This window comes from Clostridium sp. BSD9I1, from assembly GCF_900185645.1.
Classification (GTDB): domain Bacteria; phylum Bacillota; class Clostridia; order Clostridiales; family Clostridiaceae; genus Clostridium_AK.
Genome location: NZ_FYAM01000023.1, coordinates 467,239 through 483,453, shown reverse-complemented (window position 1 = coordinate 483,453; position 16,215 = coordinate 467,239). Strand labels below are relative to the sequence as shown.

Below are 16,215 nucleotides of genomic sequence, written 5' to 3'. Positions count from 1 at the left end.
TAGCGAAAACATCCATTTGAATACTATGACACCTTTCTATGCTTTTATATTTACTAAAAATAGATAGAGAAGAGAAGCAGAGGAGGTGTTCATGTGAATCCAGTTTATGCTATAGTAATAACTGTTGTAATAGCAGTCGTTGCTATATATGTGGATTTTTATATAAGAAAAAACGTTTCCATAGCAAAAATTTCAAATGCTGAGGAAGAAGCCAAGAGAATAATAGGTGAGGCCGAAAAAAATGCCGAATCTCAAAAGAAAGAAGCAATTCTTGAGGCAAAGGAAGAAGTCCACAAACTAAGAAATGATCTTGAAAGAGAATCTAGAGATAGACGTAATGAAATACAGCGTCTAGAAAGAAGAATACTTCAGAGAGAAGAATTGCTTGATAAGAAAAGTGATATGCTTGAAAAAAGAGAAGAAAATTTAAATAAAAAGCAGCAGGAATTAGCTGACTTAGAAGCAAGTATCGAAGAAGTTTACACTAAGCAAAGAGAAGAGTTAGAAAGACTATCGGGTCTAACTTCAGATCAAGCAAAGGAAATATTGCTTGAAGAAGTTAGCAAGGAAATAAAACACGAAACCGCTATGATGATTAAAGAAGTTGAAACGCGAGCTAAAGAAGAAGCCGATAAAAAGGCAAGAGAAATTATAACATATGCTATTCAAAGATGTGCTGCAGATCATGTTGCAGAAACAACAGTACATGTGGTGAATCTTCCTAATGATGAGATGAAAGGACGTATAATAGGTAGAGAAGGTAGAAATATACGTACCTTGGAAACTCTTACCGGAGTGGATTTAATTATAGATGATACTCCAGAAGCTGTAATTCTTTCAAGCTTTGATCCTATAAGACGAGAAGTGGCAAGAATAGCCCTTGAAAAGCTTATAATGGATGGCAGAATTCATCCTGCAAGAATAGAAGAAATGGTTGAAAAGGCCAAAAAAGAAGTGGAAAATAATATTAGAGAAGAAGGCGAACAGGCTACTTTTGAAACTGGGGTACATGGTCTTCATTCAGAATTAATAAGATTACTTGGAAGGTTGAAATACAGAACTAGTTATGGTCAAAATGTATTAAAGCATTCTATAGAAGTATCTTACTTAGCCGGTTTAATGGCATCTGAGTTAGGAATGGATCCTACGCTTGCTAAAAGAGCTGGTTTACTCCATGATATTGGTAAAGCTGTAGATCATGAAGTAGAAGGTCCGCATGCGTTAATAGGTGCGGAAATAGCTAAGAAATGTCATGAATCTTCTGTAATAGTAAATGCCATAGCAGCTCATCATGGTGATGTAGAGTTCCAATCCCTTGAAGGAATATTAGTTCAAGCAGCAGATGCTATTTCTGCAGCAAGACCAGCTGCCAGAAGGGAAACTTTAGAAGCGTACATCAAAAGGTTAGAAAAACTTGAGGAAATAGCAAATTCATATGAAGGCGTAGAAAAGTCATATGCCATTCAAGCGGGTAGAGAAGTGAGAATAATAGTTAAACCAGAAGAAATAGATGATGCCGGATCAGTTGAAATGGCAAGAAATATTGTCAAGAAAATTGAAGGCGAATTGGAATATCCAGGTCAAATTAAAGTTAATGTTATCAGAGAAACCCGAGCAATAGAATATGCAAAGTAAATAATAGATCCTTTTAATTTTGTAAATACTAGAAATTTTGCAAAATTAAAAGGATTTTTTCATTATATGTAGAATATTATAAATAAAGCAATAATAAATAAAGTTATATATATAGGAGGTTTATTATGGAAGTATTAAAAGTTTCAGCAAAATCAAGTCCAAATAAAGTTGCAGGAGCATTAGCAGGGGTTTTAAGAGAAAAGGGAGGGGCAGAAATACAGGCTATTGGAGCTGGAGCGTTAAATCAAGCTATTAAATCTGTAGCTATTGCCAGAGGATTTGTAGCACCAAGCGGAATAGATTTAGTATGTATACCAGCTTTTACTGATATAGAAATTGATGGTGAAGAAAGAACAGCAATTAAGCTTATAATTCAACCAAGATAGTTAATATATTTATTATGTAAAGGGATTAAATCTAATCCCTTTATTGTTTTTTTGAGAATTTTAATAAAATAAAATTGCAATTGGTTGAAATTTTATATATTATATATATTATATAAATAGTGGGGGTGCTCAAATGATTTTATCAAAAAAAGCAAGTAATATAGAACCATCAATAACTTTGGCTATAACAGCTAAGGCTAAGGAATTAAAATCTCAAGGTATAGATATAATAGGATTTGGTGCAGGGGAACCAGATTTCAATACTCCAGCTAATATTAGAAATGCGTCCATAGAGGCTATGGAAAAGGGATATACCAAATATACTCCAGCATCAGGAATTATTGAGCTAAAGGAAGCTATAATAAATAAGTTTAAAAATGATAATAACTTAAATTATAAATCTTCTCAAATAATAATATCAACAGGAGCTAAACAATGCTTATCAAATGCATTTTTTGCAATCTTAAATCCTGGAGATGAAGTGCTAATAGCTACACCTTATTGGGTAAGTTATCCTGAGCTTATAAAACTTTCTGATGGAGTACCTGTATTTGTAAAAACAAGTAAGGAAAATAGTTATAAGTATGATATCGAATCATTAAAACAATATATAACACATAAAACAAAAGCTATAATAATTAACAGTCCTAATAATCCAACAGGAAGTATTTATACAAAGGAAGAGTTAATTAAATTAGCTGAATTTGCAAAAGAGCATGATTTGATTATAATTTCTGATGAAATATATGAAAAACTTATATATGGTGACGACGAACATGTGAGCATAGCTTCTCTAAGTGAGGATGCTTATAAAAGAACTATAGTTATCAACGGAGTTTCTAAGACATATTCTATGACCGGATGGAGAATAGGATATGCAGCAGCAAGTGAAGAAATAGTAAAACTTATGTCAAATATACAAAGCCATACTACATCTAATCCTAATTCTATAGCTCAATATGCGTCATTAGAAGCGCTTGCAGGAACTCAAGAGTTTATACAAGTTATGAAGCAAGAATTCAAAAATAGAAGAGACTATATAGTTACGAGAATAAATGGCATTGACAATATAAGTTGTATTGAGCCTAAAGGTGCTTTTTATGTATTTATAGATATATCAAAAATCATAGGAAAAGCTATTGAAGGAGAAACTATAGAAAGTTCTTTAGATTTTTGCAGCAAGCTTTTAGAAAAAGGAAAGGTGGCGGCTGTTCCAGGAGAAGCGTTTGGAATAGACGGCTTTATACGAATTTCTTATGCAACATCTATGGAAAATATACAAGAAGGATTGAATAGAATAGAAAACTTTATAAAAATATGTATATAAAACTTATAAATTATTAAATTAATGGAATACTAAGTAGAAATTGGCGTATGAATTGGTTATAATTTATATAGAGGTGATACTAATGATAACAAGAGATATAATTGTAAAAAGTTCTACAGGACTTCATGCTAGACCAGCTACACTACTCGTAAAAAAGGCATCATCATTTAAATCTGATGTGTACATTGAATTTAATGGCAAGAAAGCTAATGTTAAAAGTTTAATAGGAGTACTTTCTTTGGCTGTTACCAGTGGTGCAAACATTACTGTTTCTGCATCTGGTGACGATGAAACTTTAGCTGTAGAAGAAGTGAGTAAATTAATAGAAACAATGGAATAATAAATAATAAAAGGCGTTTTTACGCCTTTTATTTATGTTCTTGAGTATTTTTTTATTTTTACTAGTAATAATATTAGATACACGCCTGCGGCTCCAACAATTATATAGAGTATTCTAGATAAAAGGTTTGCAGGTTCTCCAAAGATTGCACTAACTAAGTTAAAGTTTAATAATCCTAATAGTCCCCAATTAAGAGCGCCGATAATAACTAATATAAATGCAATTTTGTCAAAAAGATTAAACTTGTACATAATTGCCTCCTTATAATAAATATAATTTTTGTTCCTAATAGATTATATTATTAGGAACTATTTAATAGAACATATTTTTATATTAATAAATACGAACTATATAGTGTTAAAAGGATAAATATTATGTTATAATATGAATAAAGAGCGAAAAATAACTTTTTATATTCGGAGGTTAACAGATGAGAAATACATATAATACACCCTTAAACTCTAGATATTCATCTAAAGAAATGAGTTATTTGTTTTCAGATGAAATGAAATTTAAAACTTGGAGAAAATTATGGGTTGCTTTAGCAGAAAGCGAGAAGGAGCTAGGATTAAATATCACCGATGAGCAAGTAGAAGAATTAAAGAAAAATATTGATAATATAAATTATGAGGTTGCTGAAAAAAGAGAAAAGGAAGTAAGACACGATGTTATGAGTCATGTATATGCCTATGGAGTACAGTGTCCTGCAGCAAAGGGGATTATACATTTAGGGGCTACCAGCTGCTATGTTGGTGATAACACTGATATAATCATAATGAAAGAAGCATTAAAAGTAGTAAAAAATAAAATAATAAATGTAATTAATGAGTTATCTAAGTTTGCTGTTAAATATAAAGATGTGCCTACATTAGGATTTACTCACCTTCAGCCTGCTCAGTTAACAACAGTAGGAAAAAGAGCAACTTTATGGATTCAAGATTTGGTTTTAGATTTGGAGAACATAGAATTTGTGCTTGAAAAGATGAGATTTAGAGGAGTTAAAGGTACTACAGGAACTCAAGCAAGTTTTATGGAGTTATTTAATGAAAATGAAGATAAGGTAAAAGCATTGGATAAGATGGTTTCAGAGAAAATGGGATTTGAGGATGCTTTTAAAGTTACAGGTCAAACTTATCCAAGAAAATTGGATTCAATAGTATTAAACACTTTGTCAGAAGTTGCCCAAAGTGCTTATAAATTTAGTAATGATATAAGACTTCTTCAAAGTATGAAAGAAGTAGAAGAACCATTTGAAAAAAATCAAATAGGATCTTCAGCAATGGCATATAAGAGAAATCCAATGAGATGTGAAAGAATAGGGGCACTTGCAAGATATATAATAGTAGATGCTCTAAATCCTGCTATTACTGCATCTACTCAGTGGTTCGAAAGAACTTTAGATGATTCTGCAAATAAAAGAATATCTGTTCCAGAAGCATTTTTAGCTTTAGATGGAGTGCTTAACTTATACTTAAATGTAAGTAGCAACATGGTGGTATATGAAAAAGTTATAGCTAAACATGTTAATGATGAACTACCATTTATGGCAACTGAAAATATAATAATGGAATGTGTGAAAAAAGGTGGAGACAGACAAGAATTACATGAAAAAATAAGAACACATTCTATGGAAGCTGCGCATAGAGTAAAATCTGAAGGATTAAACAACGATCTTTTAGACAGAATAGCAAATGATTCGTTTTTTAATTTGACTAAGGAAGAAATATTAAGCTCAGTAGATCCTAATAAGTTTATTGGAAGGGCGCCTTCTCAGGTAATAGACTTTGTTGAAGAAGTAGTTAAACCAATATTAAAAGATAATGAAAAGTTATTAGGATTACAAGCTGATATACAAGTTTAAATAACAAAATAATCAAGTTTTTTAGGTTCTCTTTAATGAGAACCTATTTATTTTTTCATAAAATAGATCATTGGCAGAGTTGAGTAGTCATAATAAATATTATGTAAATGAAGTTCAAATGTAAACCCAAAATATTATATAATAATTTTTAGCAATCAAATATAATAATAAACGATATTTGCAGAAATAATAAGACATAATAAATATTATGTAAATAAAGTTAATAGTAAACTAAAAAAAATAGATATACAATAAAAACATAAAATTTAGGAATATACTTCTTATAACTTGAAAATTCAAGCAATACGAAGCTATGAGAGTAAACATATTACAACATTATAAAGAATATAATTAATGAAGATATTCAAATGAAGTAAAAATAAAATATCTTAAATAAGTTTATGAAGGAGTGATATCTTTGAATAGTATAAAGGTTGGAGTAATTGCAGGAACTCCTGTAGACACTCAAATGGGAGTGGAATTTTTAAATTCAAAAGGGATTAATGCACTAGGATATCCTGTATCTTTATGTTCGGAAGAACAGTCTAAACTTCAAATATTATCTCCAATTGAACTTACTAATATTATTAGAGAAATAATAAGTAAAATAAAGCATGAAGGTATTGATACAATAATTATATATTGTAATTCTTTAAGTGTAGCAGTCGATATGGACAAGTTATCTATAGAAGAAAACATAAGAATAATTACTCCACTTACTGTTTACAAAAATATTGCTTCTGAATATAAAAGTATTGGAGTGCTTACAGCTAATAATCAAAGTTCTGCAGGTATTGAAAAGATTGTACAAAGCGTAAACTCTGATTGTAATGTTATTGGAATAGGAATACTTCCTGTAGTTATGGAAATAGAAAAGGGTGTATCTGCTGAAAAAATAGTTGAAAAGTTTGCACTTAGAAATGTAATGGAGTTTTTTAACTCTATAAATGCAGATGTAGTTCTTCTTGGATGTACTCATTTTCCTTATCTGCATAGTGAGTTGAAAAAATATGCATCTATTCCTATTCTTGATCCTGCAGAATTAATATATGATATGATAAGTAACGTTTGATGTTATGGATTAAAATGAAGGGGTTTATTATTAAATTAACCTTATGCATATTCAAAATATAGTAATATAGATAGAGGACCCCTTATTTTATTTCTTCATTGATAGGGATTAAAGAAGATGACTCCCATTCAACGCAGGAATCATCTTCTTAATCATTAATAGTCTTTTTAAAATTATTCTTAATAATAGAGTACATTCTATTATATACTTATGATCTTTAAGTTTATAAATTAAATACCCCTACCTACTTCATAACCATTCCAAATAGCATTCATGATATTGTGTACCTCTCTAGAATCACCAATGTTATAGAGGACTTTATCACTATCGTTTAGACTGTTGTATAACGCATTGTTTTGACTATAGCCCACAGCGGTTATAACAGTATCCGCAGGGATTTCTTTTTTTCCTTCTGTATTGGTAACAATAACTACACTCTTGGTTACTTTTTCAACTTTAGTATTTTTATATACATCTACATTATGGAATGCTAGTAGTTCCACTAACATAGAGTAATTCATCATCGGCATTCCGTGAGGCCCACCAAGGATGTCACTTTGCATTTCAACAACACTTACTTTTTTGCCCATTTGTGCTAGCCATAAAGCTGTTTCACAGCCTACTAGTCCACCGCCAACAACCACGACTTCTTTGCCTGCTTTGGATACATCCATTAGCACATCACTTGCGGTATATACGTTATTTTCACTTCCAAAATCAATGTTGATTGGATGAGCACCAGTTGCAACTACTATTATATCTGCATCAAATTCATCTACATATGTTTTGTCAACTGAAGTATTCATAACAACGTTGATATTAAGCTTTTCTAGCTGAGTTTCATACCATTTGATAAGTGATCTATCGTCTACTTTGAAATTTGGAACACTACCTGGAATAATATTGCCACCCAATTGACAACATTTTTCAACTAAGGTTACTTTATGGCCACGAATGCTGCAGACACGTGCACATTCCATACCAGCTAAACCACCACCAATTATCAACACCTTTTTCAGTGCATCCGTTTTGCTCAAGCCATAACTTTTCTCTCTTCCACAAGCAGGATTTACTGCGCAGGATAAAGGTGAGCCTGTGGCAATTCTTCCCATACATCCATCATGACAGGAAAGGCAAGGACGAATATCTTCAAAATTACCGGTACGAATTTTTTCTGGAAGGTAAGGATCAGCAAGTAATGGACGTCCATAAGAAACGATATCGCAACATCCATTCAATGCATCTAATGCAATATCAGGGTCATCCATTCGACCTGCAAGAATGATGGGAACATCAATAGCTTTTTTCATAGCTCGTCCGAATTCACGGTACATTCCTTTTTCAAAATACATTGGTGGATGATTCCAATACCAGGAATCATAGGTTCCTGCATCAACATTAAACATATCATAACCAGCTTCAGCTAAAATCTTAGCAGCAGCCAAGCCTTCTTCTAAATCCTTTCCTTGTTCTTCGCATTCTTCTCCTGGAAGAATACCTTGACGAAGAGCCTTGATAAAAGATTTGACGCTGAAACGTAAAGATACTGGAAAATCTTTACCACAGACTTGTTTGATGCCTTTTACAATATCAGTTGCAACTTTTAATCTTGATCTTAAATCTCCGCCGTATTCATCAGTGCGTTTATTGTAAAAACTGATAGCAAATTGATCAAGCAAGTAACCTTCATGTACTGCATGAATTTCAACTCCATCAAAACCACTCTTTTTTGCAATTGCTGCAGATTTTATAAAATTATTAATCAAAGTATGGATTTCATCAATTGTCATTTCACGATGAATGATCTCTGGTTCAAAGCGATTTTCATTAACCGAAGGAGCGATATGTGTCTTTACCAGTCCTGGAATTGCGGAACGTCCCAAACCACCAGTGAGCTGCATAATTATTTTAGAATCATAGGCATGAATTCTTTCAATCATGGATCCAACAGATTGTCCAAATAAAGCTGGCCTGTAAGTTGGACATGGCATTATCAAATCCGTCATTTCGTTATAATCTATGTTGCAGATACCTGTAATAATTAAACCTGTACCGCCTTTAGCACGTTCTATATAGTAGTTTTGGGCATTTTCATTAAATCCGCCATTTGGATCAGCATAGAAAACCAATCCCATTGGAGCCATGGAAATTCTATTTTTTACTTTTAGCTTACCAATTGTAATAGGCTCAAAAAGTTTTTGATATTTATTCATGAAAATTCCTCCTTAAAATTTTAATTGAATCGATTCTATGAATTGATTATGTTAAAATCATAACAATATTACTTTCACTAATCAAATATAAACATCGTAAAATACCTTTCTTCAAATAGAATAGATATCTTAAGCTTGAAATATCTCTTATTTCCAATATTATCATAATATTTAGTATAATGTTGGAATTCTGTTTATAATGTCAGAAAAATATTTGATATGATATAATTAAACGAATCTATAAAAAAGGACTGATATTGTGGAAAAAATGACAAATCGTCAAAAACAAGCTATTAAAACAAAAGAGAGAATATATAATATTTCAGTAAAATTAATTAAAGAACAGGGATATGATAATGTTAAAATAATTCACATTTGTGAAAAGTCAGGAGTTTCTGTTGGTACCTTTTATCATCATTTTAAAAATAAAGCGGGAATTATTATTGAGCTATATTCAATATGTGATGCTTATTTTTCGGAAAATATTCTTCCATCTTTATTGAAGCTTTCCAATCCTTACTGTGACAAAATCATGGATTATATTATTCATCAAATGCAGTATGCAATTGATATTGGCTGCGACTGCATTACACAATTATATAAAGCACAGGTTACAGATGGTAATGAATTTTTTTTATCCATGGACAGGGGATTGCCAAGTGGTCTTTGTTATTTGATTCAATGTGCACAGGACAAGGGGGAGCTTCGAAATAATGTTTTTGTGGTTGAGTTAGCACAGGAAATTTTGATTATTTCAAGAGGAATCCTTTATCATTGGTGCGTCTGTGAAGGAAAGTCAGATATTATTTATGAAGCAAAACATATGATTTCTAATTATCTAAAATCTTATGAAATTTAATAGCAAGATGTAATATTTATATAAAAAGACCTATAAAACTTTTATCTAATTTTATAGGTCCTTAATTATTAACGAATATATAAAAGATATAAGCGACATAACTTCAATCATTTCTATTTTATTTGTTTTAAATATTTACTAAGTTTTATTGACATATATGGGTATAGGGAATATAATATATTATATGAATGGTTATTCATATGTTCATTCGATGCAATGAACATACTTTATTATTTACATAAGTTACTTAAGTAGATTAGATGTAGTATAAGATTTAATTCATATAGATGAAAGCACTAATTAATATTGGAGGGGCAAGATTATGAAAAAAATAGTTAAAAAATCTGATAATAATAATTTAAAGTTATCAGCTAAGAATATTAACAAAAATGACAATAGGCTGAAAAAAAATGTAGCAAATAACAATAATATTAAAAAGGAATTTCTTCTAGAGGGTCTAGATTGTGCCCATTGTGCATCTAAGATAGAAGAAAATGTTAGTAAAATAAAAGGAATTAATTTAGCTAATGTTAACTTCATAACTAAAACTTTAACCATAGAGATTGAAGAAATGAATAAAGCACAAGAATTAATCGCAGCAACTAATGAGATGGTTCATAAGATTGAATCTCATGTTAAAGTAAAGGAAAAGCAATCAAATACAGTTTTAAAAAAAGAAATATTGCTTGAAGGACTTTGTTGTGCAAACTGTGCTGGAAAAATTGAAAGAGAAGCTAGTAATATAGGTGGTGTAAAATCTGCAGTTGTGGATTTTGTGTCTACCAAACTTATTATGGAGATTGACCATCCTTCTAAAACAAATGAAATTATGGATAGGGTAACAAATATAGTTCATAGAATAGAGCCTGATGTTAAAGTTATTGAAATTGAAAATAAAAGCAGTATATCACAAAATAAAACTCATGAGCAAGAACATGAAGGAATTAATAAAACAGAAATAATAAGGTTCGCTGTTGGTGCCGTAATATTTGGAATCGCAACTGCCATGAATTTTTCCAATGCTATTGAACTAATTCTATTTCTTATAAGTTATGTACTTGTAGGTGGAGAAGTAGTTTTAAGGGCGATAAAAAATATAAGAAATGGACAATTATTTGATGAAAACTTTCTTATGAGTATAGCAACTGTTGGAGCTTTTGCTATTGGACAATATCCAGAAGGTGTAGCAGTTATGCTTTTTTATCAGCTAGGAGAGATGTTCCAAGACATGGCTGTTAATCGTTCAAGAAAATCAATTACAGCTTTAATGGATATAAGACCGGATTTTGCTAATTTAAAAATAGGAAATGATATTAAAAAAGTAACACCAGAAGAAGTTACAATAGGTGATGTTATTGTTGTAAAACCAGGAGAGAAGGTTCCGCTAGATGGAAAAATAATCGAGGGAAGATCTATGATAGATACTTCCGCTTTAACTGGTGAATCAGTACCTAGGGAAGTAGGAATAGGAGATAATATTTTAGGTGGAGTTATAAATAAAAATGGACTTTTAACAATTGAAGTAGAAAAAGAATTTGGAGACTCTACTGTTGCCAAGATACTGGACTTAGTTCAAAATGCAAGTAGTAAGAAAGCTCCTACAGAGAATTTTATAACAAAATTCGCTAGATACTATACACCAGCTGTTGTTTTCTCAGCAATAGCATTAGCTGTAATACCACCGCTAGTTATAGAAGGAGCAACATTTTCACAGTGGATATATAGAGCTTTATCATTCCTAGTAGTATCTTGTCCATGTGCTCTAGTTGTATCTATACCACTTGGTTTCTTTGGAGGTATAGGTGGAGCTTCAAAGAATGGAATACTTGTTAAGGGCGGAAATTATCTAGAAGCTTTAAATAATGTTGAAGTTGTTGTTTTCGATAAAACTGGAACACTTACAAAAGGTGTGTTTAAGGTAACAGATGTAAAGCCACAAAATAATATTACTAAAGAGGAACTTATTGCTTTTGCGGCTTATGCAGAAAGTTATTCTAATCACCCAATAGCTACTTCTATATTAAGAGCTTATGGTAAGCAAATTGATAAAGATTCAGTTGATAACTACGAAGAGCTATCAGGCCATGGTGTTAAAGTTAAAGCTCTCGGAAAAGAGATTTTAGCCGGAAACTATAAATTAATGGATGAAGAAAATATACCATATGAGCAGGTTGAAACTGTTGGTACCGTAGTTCATGTTGCTATAAACAAGGAATATGCAGGATATATAGTAATATCTGATGAAGTTAAAGAGGATTCAGCAAAATCAATTAAGGCTCTAAAAGCTCTTGGAGTTAAGAAAACAGTAATGCTAACAGGTGATAATAACACAGTAGGAACTAAAGTTGGAAAGCAGTTAGGATTAGATGAAGTTTATACTGAGTTACTGCCAGATCAAAAGGTTGCAAAGGTAGAATTACTAGATAAAGAGAAATCACCAAGGGGTAAATTAATATTTGTAGGTGATGGAATAAATGATGCTCCAGTTTTAGCTAGGGCAGATATAGGAATAGCAATGGGGGGAGTAGGATCTGATGCTGCAATTGAAGCTGCTGATGTAGTTATAATGACCGACGAGCCATTAAAAATTGCTTCCGCTATAAAAATAGCAAAAAAAACCAGAACTATAGTTATGCAAAATATAGTCTTTGCTTTAGCCATTAAGCTTATTTTATTAGTCCTTATTGCATTAGGAATGGGCACTATGTGGGAAGCGGTATTTGGTGATGTTGGAGTAGCATTGCTTGCAGTTTTAAATGCTATGAGAGCTATGAAAACTGATATTTAAAATTTATGGGCTAGCCGGATATAGATGGCTAGTCTTTTTTATATGCAAAAGTAGTAGGATAAGTCTTACTATTAATTATTATACTAATTTTTATGGATAATTATGTAATATTTTAGTTGACAAATGATAAGAAAAGAATTACACTGAGTATAAACTCAATGAGTGAGGAGTCGATTGAATGTCAGAGTCACAAAGGCAGAAGCAGAAAATTCAAACAAAGAAAAATATTATTGATGCAGCATTGGAACAATTTGCAAAATATGGCTTAACTACAACGCGGACATTGGATATTGCACATTTAGCAAAAGTATCCCATGGAACTGTATTTGCACATTTTCCAACACGTGAGATTCTTTTGGATGAAGCAATTGAGGAATTTGGCAGACGTATTACTAGTCGATTGCATGAACTAGTTAATAGTCATTGTGATATGAAAGAGGCTCTTGAAGCACATCTGAAGGGAATCAGTGAATATGAGGACTTTTATACTCGATTGGTTTCGGAAAGCCGTTTACTGCACGAAAGTGCACGGAATTCTTTGATTATGATCCAATCGACTATTTCATTTCATATTATTGAAATCGCAGAGCATGAGATTGAAGCTTGCAAAATACGTAAAATGCCAGTTGATTTACTGTTTAATACTTGGATTGGTTTAATTCATTACTATTTAATTAATGGAGATTTGTTTGCACCTGGAGATTCGGTTTTGAAGAGGTACAGTCAGCAACTAGTAGAACATTATATGAATTTAATTATGTTAAAGAAAGGGGATAAATAAGATGAAGATATGTATAGCTTGTGGAATGCCAATGAAAACTAAGACTGAGTTTGCTATGGGGGATGAGAAAAAAGATTATTGCGTCCATTGTGCAAGGCCAGATGGTACAATGCAGTCATATGAGGAAAAGCTAGATTCAATGAGTAGATTCATTATTAAGACTCAAGGATTGGATGAGAACGTGGCACTAAAGTCAGCAAAGGGGCTGCTGGCCAAGCTCCCAGCGTGGAAATAATAATTAGATAAAAATAAGGAGTTGATTTTATGAATACAAAAAATGTAAGCGATACGTTTCAAGTTTTTTTACAGGAAGCTCCAGAACATTCGAAAGTATGGATGGAAGCAGTTCAAAAACTGGACGTGGCAAGTAGCCTAAACAAAAAGACAGAAGAGATTGCATATATAGCAGTTATGGCGGCAGTAGGACTTGAAAGCGGTATACCATTTCATGTGAAAGTGGCAAAAGAGCAAGGAGCAACGAGGGATGAAATCAAGAGTGCAGTTTTAATTGGCCTCCCTGCTGCTGGTAATACTGTTATAAAGGCGCTTCCCATAGCATTACAAGCATTTGATGAGTAGACTATTAAATATATAAATTATATGGATGGTGTAGTTAATGGATTACTTATTGACTAATGAATCCACAGGATTAGAGTCTTTATCTATATGGTAGAGGCTTTTTTATATTTATAATGATGGATGTTATAGTTTTTTCAACCAACGCTGCAAATTGAAAAAAGCTAAGATAGTAAGGGTTATTATAAAAATAATACTATGTAAAATTTAACTATAAAAATGTCTCGAATTAAAAGAAAATGAATAGTGACAATTTGTTAGGTGATTAAAGGTAACGTTGCAAGTATTTCTAAATATAGGGTATAATGAAAGCTGTTAAATTAAAGCATAAGAGGTGAATTAAATGAAAGATATAAATTATACAAATTTAATAGAAAGTCTAAAGACTTCTGATGATAAACAGAGAGCTGAAATAATAGATAAACTTTCAAAGGATTATAATAATACAATGCCACTATTATGGAGAGAAGCTTTAAACCAGGAAAATCCAAGATCAATACTTTCCGTTATAAGGGATATTATTAAAAAAGAAAAACCTAGAGGTATATTCAAAAGAGCTATGGGAAGTTCTAAGCAAAAGCTTGGTGATTTCCTAAAGCATTCAGATCCAAAAGTTAGAAAGAATGCATGTGGTATTATTGGTGAAATAGGAGATTCCGAGTACTTAGAGCCTTTATATGATGGCTACGCTTCTGAAGAACAGCTATTTGTAAAATCTTCATATATACTTGCAATAGGAAACTGTGGAGGAGCTTTGGATGCGGAAAGACTTACGAAAATACTTGAAGATTTAATAATAAAAGATAAGGCTTCTGATGACAAAAACAGTAACTTAAAAGATGAGAAGCATATTAATGAAGAAAAACGTGCACTTACAAGGGCTATATCTAAACTATCTCCTCCTGCACCACATAAGTTTATAGGATTTAAAAATCCTGTGGCTATGATACTAACAACAATGAATAATCATTTTCAAACTACTTTAATGGATCTTAATGAAAAATCAATTAAAGGGCAGCTTATTAGTGAAGGCGTATATATTAAAGAAAAGGACTTTGAAAAGATTTATAAATGTAGAACCTTTTATGAAATTCTTTTCCCTTTAGAGTCTTGTACTAATTTAGAACTTGATTATAAGATTATAGCAGCTGCAATTATAAATGCAGATATTGTGAAGTTTTTAAATCAGTGTCATGCAGGAGATAGTAAGGCTCCATTTTGGTATAGAGTTGAGTTTAAAACTATGAATGATAATAGTAAAAAATCAGAGTTTGTAAAAAACTTATCTAGAGAATTAGATGAAACTTCAGGGGGAAATTTAAAGAACAGCCCATCTTCTTATGAAGTTGAAATTAGAGTAGTTGAAAAAAATAATTTATGCAGCGTATTTATAAAGTTATATACATTAAAAGATAATAGATTTGACTATAGAGAAAAAGCTTTGCCTACATCTATAAATCCTGCAACTGCCGCTATTGCAATGAAATCTATAGAAAAATGGCTAAGACCTAATGCTAAAGTTATAGACCCATTTTGTGGTGTAGGAACTATGCTAATTGAAAGGGCTAAATTAAAAGAGTATCAAAGCCTAACAGGAGTGGATATATTTAAAACAGGTATTACATATGCAGAGGTAAATTCTAGCTTAGCTAATGCGAAAATAAAATTAGTAGCTGAAGACATATTGGAATTTTCCCCAGAAGAGTTATTTGATGAGATGATATCAAATATGCCTTTTGAAAGTAAGTCAGGAGCTGGTGGCTTAAATAAAAAATTATATAGTGAATTTGTAAATAGAATTCCTAGTCTTGTAAGACCAGGAGGAATGGCCTTCCTTTATACAGTAGAAAAGAATTTACTTAAGGAAAATTTGATAGGTAATGAGAAATTTAAGATTATTGATACTATAAAGATTGAAAGTGGTGGATTGACTCCAAACGTGTTTGTAATAAGAGTGAGGTAATCACCTTATATTTAAATGAAAGTAAGGCATACCCAAGGGTGCAGTGAATTTTTGGGAGAATATTAGCTAGACTTCTTTTTTCCAATGTGCATAAATTGTTGCTTAAAAATCTTAGAATTATATAAGGATTAATTAATTGCATAAACTGGAATATATGAAGTATTATCTCAAGTTAAATGGCTTGAAATTGAAAGGTTAAGGGAGAAAGTTATAGTTTCAATAACAGCTCATAACTCTAATGTAGTTGCTGTAGTAGGACATTATGATTGTGCTGCAAATCCTGTTAGTGACTGCAAGCATTTTTGTGATATACTAGCATCTACAGATATAGTGAAATCATGGAGACTTCCAGTTAGAGTAGTTGGGCTATGGGTCGATGAATTTTCTTGCGTACATGTTGTAAGTAAATAATTT

General features: G+C 31.6%; 15 protein-coding genes. 13 read left to right on the top strand and 2 right to left on the bottom strand.

Translation table 11 applies throughout. The features are described 5' to 3' along the window. Window positions 1–93 precede the first annotated feature (93 nt). The 4 genes from rny to BSD9I1_RS09745 all read left to right on the top strand — a co-directional run bounded on the left by rny (window position 94) and on the right by BSD9I1_RS09745 (window position 3,688). The gene (gene rny / locus BSD9I1_RS09760) at window positions 94–1,635 is read left to right on the top strand and encodes a ribonuclease Y (protein WP_035307673.1); all 1,542 of its coding nucleotides are present in this window, start codon (window positions 94–96) and stop codon (window positions 1,633–1,635) included. Between the two features lie 125 nt (window positions 1,636–1,760). Further along, window positions 1,761–2,021 (top strand): stage V sporulation protein S, encoded by a 261-nt coding sequence (locus BSD9I1_RS09755; RefSeq protein ID WP_035307675.1) that lies wholly within the window; start codon window positions 1,761–1,763, stop codon window positions 2,019–2,021. A 133-nt stretch (window positions 2,022–2,154) separates the two neighbouring features. Next, complete coding sequence (locus BSD9I1_RS09750; protein WP_186430178.1) at window positions 2,155–3,348, top strand: pyridoxal phosphate-dependent aminotransferase; 1,194 nt, start codon at window positions 2,155–2,157, stop codon at window positions 3,346–3,348. 82 nt (window positions 3,349–3,430) lie between these two features. After that, complete coding sequence (locus tag BSD9I1_RS09745; protein ID WP_035307678.1) at window positions 3,431–3,688, top strand: HPr family phosphocarrier protein; 258 nt, start codon at window positions 3,431–3,433, stop codon at window positions 3,686–3,688. A 32-nt stretch (window positions 3,689–3,720) separates the two neighbouring features. On the opposite strand, the gene BSD9I1_RS09740 is transcribed toward BSD9I1_RS09745, so the two are convergent. Then, window positions 3,721–3,939 carry a DUF378 domain-containing protein gene (locus BSD9I1_RS09740; RefSeq protein ID WP_035307680.1) on the bottom strand — a complete coding sequence of 73 codons (219 nt, stop codon included), beginning with the start codon at window positions 3,937–3,939 and terminating at the stop codon, window positions 3,721–3,723. Window positions 3,940–4,118: 179 nt separating this feature from the next. On the opposite strand from BSD9I1_RS09740, the gene purB reads away from it, so the two are divergent. Next, the gene (gene purB / locus BSD9I1_RS09735; protein ID WP_186430177.1) at window positions 4,119–5,549 is read left to right on the top strand and encodes an adenylosuccinate lyase; all 1,431 of its coding nucleotides are present in this window, start codon (window positions 4,119–4,121) and stop codon (window positions 5,547–5,549) included. A 418-nt stretch (window positions 5,550–5,967) separates the two neighbouring features. Beyond that, window positions 5,968–6,621 carry an aspartate/glutamate racemase family protein gene (locus BSD9I1_RS09730; protein ID WP_242966454.1) on the top strand — a complete coding sequence of 218 codons (654 nt, stop codon included), beginning with the start codon at window positions 5,968–5,970 and terminating at the stop codon, window positions 6,619–6,621. Window positions 6,622–6,851: 230 nt separating this feature from the next. On the opposite strand, the gene BSD9I1_RS09725 is transcribed toward BSD9I1_RS09730, so the two are convergent. Beyond that, on the bottom strand, window positions 6,852–8,834 hold the full coding sequence (locus BSD9I1_RS09725) for an FAD-dependent oxidoreductase (protein ID WP_186430176.1): 1,983 nt from the start codon (window positions 8,832–8,834) through the stop codon (window positions 6,852–6,854). Between the two features lie 268 nt (window positions 8,835–9,102). On the opposite strand from BSD9I1_RS09725, the gene BSD9I1_RS09720 reads away from it, so the two are divergent. The 7 genes from BSD9I1_RS09720 (at window position 9,103) to BSD9I1_RS19065 (ending at window position 16,212) form a co-directional block, all read left to right on the top strand. Further along, window positions 9,103–9,693 carry a TetR/AcrR family transcriptional regulator gene (locus BSD9I1_RS09720; RefSeq protein WP_242966478.1) on the top strand — a complete coding sequence of 197 codons (591 nt, stop codon included), beginning with the start codon at window positions 9,103–9,105 and terminating at the stop codon, window positions 9,691–9,693. A gap of 322 nt (window positions 9,694–10,015) precedes the next feature. Next, window positions 10,016–12,481: a heavy metal translocating P-type ATPase gene (locus tag BSD9I1_RS09715; RefSeq protein WP_186430174.1), complete on the top strand. Its 2,466-nt coding sequence runs from the start codon at window positions 10,016–10,018 to the stop codon at window positions 12,479–12,481. A 178-nt stretch (window positions 12,482–12,659) separates the two neighbouring features. After that, complete coding sequence (locus BSD9I1_RS09710) at window positions 12,660–13,262, top strand: TetR/AcrR family transcriptional regulator (RefSeq protein ID WP_186430173.1); 603 nt, start codon at window positions 12,660–12,662, stop codon at window positions 13,260–13,262. 1 nt (window position 13,263) lies between these two features. After that, window positions 13,264–13,497, top strand: coding sequence for a zinc ribbon domain-containing protein (locus BSD9I1_RS09705; protein WP_186430172.1), 234 nt, complete (start codon window positions 13,264–13,266; stop codon window positions 13,495–13,497). 29 nt (window positions 13,498–13,526) lie between these two features. Next, entirely contained in the window at window positions 13,527–13,841 is a 315-nt protein-coding gene (locus BSD9I1_RS09700; protein WP_186430171.1) for a carboxymuconolactone decarboxylase family protein, read from the top strand. Window positions 13,842–14,181: 340 nt separating this feature from the next. Further along, complete coding sequence (locus BSD9I1_RS09695) at window positions 14,182–15,801, top strand: methyltransferase (RefSeq protein WP_186430170.1); 1,620 nt, start codon at window positions 14,182–14,184, stop codon at window positions 15,799–15,801. Window positions 15,802–15,951: 150 nt separating this feature from the next. After that, entirely contained in the window at window positions 15,952–16,212 is a 261-nt protein-coding gene (locus tag BSD9I1_RS19065) for a carbonic anhydrase (RefSeq protein WP_306345884.1), read from the top strand. The last annotated feature ends 3 nt before the right edge of the window (window positions 16,213–16,215 follow it).

What these genes read in the sequence shown, in the direction of transcription:
- BSD9I1_RS09720 (WP_242966478.1), top strand. Translation starts at nt 9,103, where the DNA reads ATGACAAATCGTCAAAAACAAGCTATTAAAACAAAAGAGAGAATATAT.
- BSD9I1_RS09725 (WP_186430176.1), bottom strand. Translation starts at nt 8,834, where the DNA reads ATGAATAAATATCAAAAACTTTTTGAGCCTATTACAATTGGTAAGCTA.
- BSD9I1_RS09750 (WP_186430178.1), top strand. Translation starts at nt 2,155, where the DNA reads ATGATTTTATCAAAAAAAGCAAGTAATATAGAACCATCAATAACTTTG.
- purB (WP_186430177.1), top strand. Translation starts at nt 4,119, where the DNA reads ATGAGAAATACATATAATACACCCTTAAACTCTAGATATTCATCTAAA.
- BSD9I1_RS09710 (WP_186430173.1), top strand. Translation starts at nt 12,660, where the DNA reads ATGTCAGAGTCACAAAGGCAGAAGCAGAAAATTCAAACAAAGAAAAAT.
- BSD9I1_RS09715 (WP_186430174.1), top strand. Translation starts at nt 10,016, where the DNA reads ATGAAAAAAATAGTTAAAAAATCTGATAATAATAATTTAAAGTTATCA.
- BSD9I1_RS09755 (WP_035307675.1), top strand. Translation starts at nt 1,761, where the DNA reads ATGGAAGTATTAAAAGTTTCAGCAAAATCAAGTCCAAATAAAGTTGCA.
- BSD9I1_RS09705 (WP_186430172.1), top strand. Translation starts at nt 13,264, where the DNA reads ATGAAGATATGTATAGCTTGTGGAATGCCAATGAAAACTAAGACTGAG.
- BSD9I1_RS09740 (WP_035307680.1), bottom strand. Translation starts at nt 3,939, where the DNA reads ATGTACAAGTTTAATCTTTTTGACAAAATTGCATTTATATTAGTTATT.
- BSD9I1_RS09745 (WP_035307678.1), top strand. Translation starts at nt 3,431, where the DNA reads ATGATAACAAGAGATATAATTGTAAAAAGTTCTACAGGACTTCATGCT.
- BSD9I1_RS09695 (WP_186430170.1), top strand. Translation starts at nt 14,182, where the DNA reads ATGAAAGATATAAATTATACAAATTTAATAGAAAGTCTAAAGACTTCT.
- BSD9I1_RS09700 (WP_186430171.1), top strand. Translation starts at nt 13,527, where the DNA reads ATGAATACAAAAAATGTAAGCGATACGTTTCAAGTTTTTTTACAGGAA.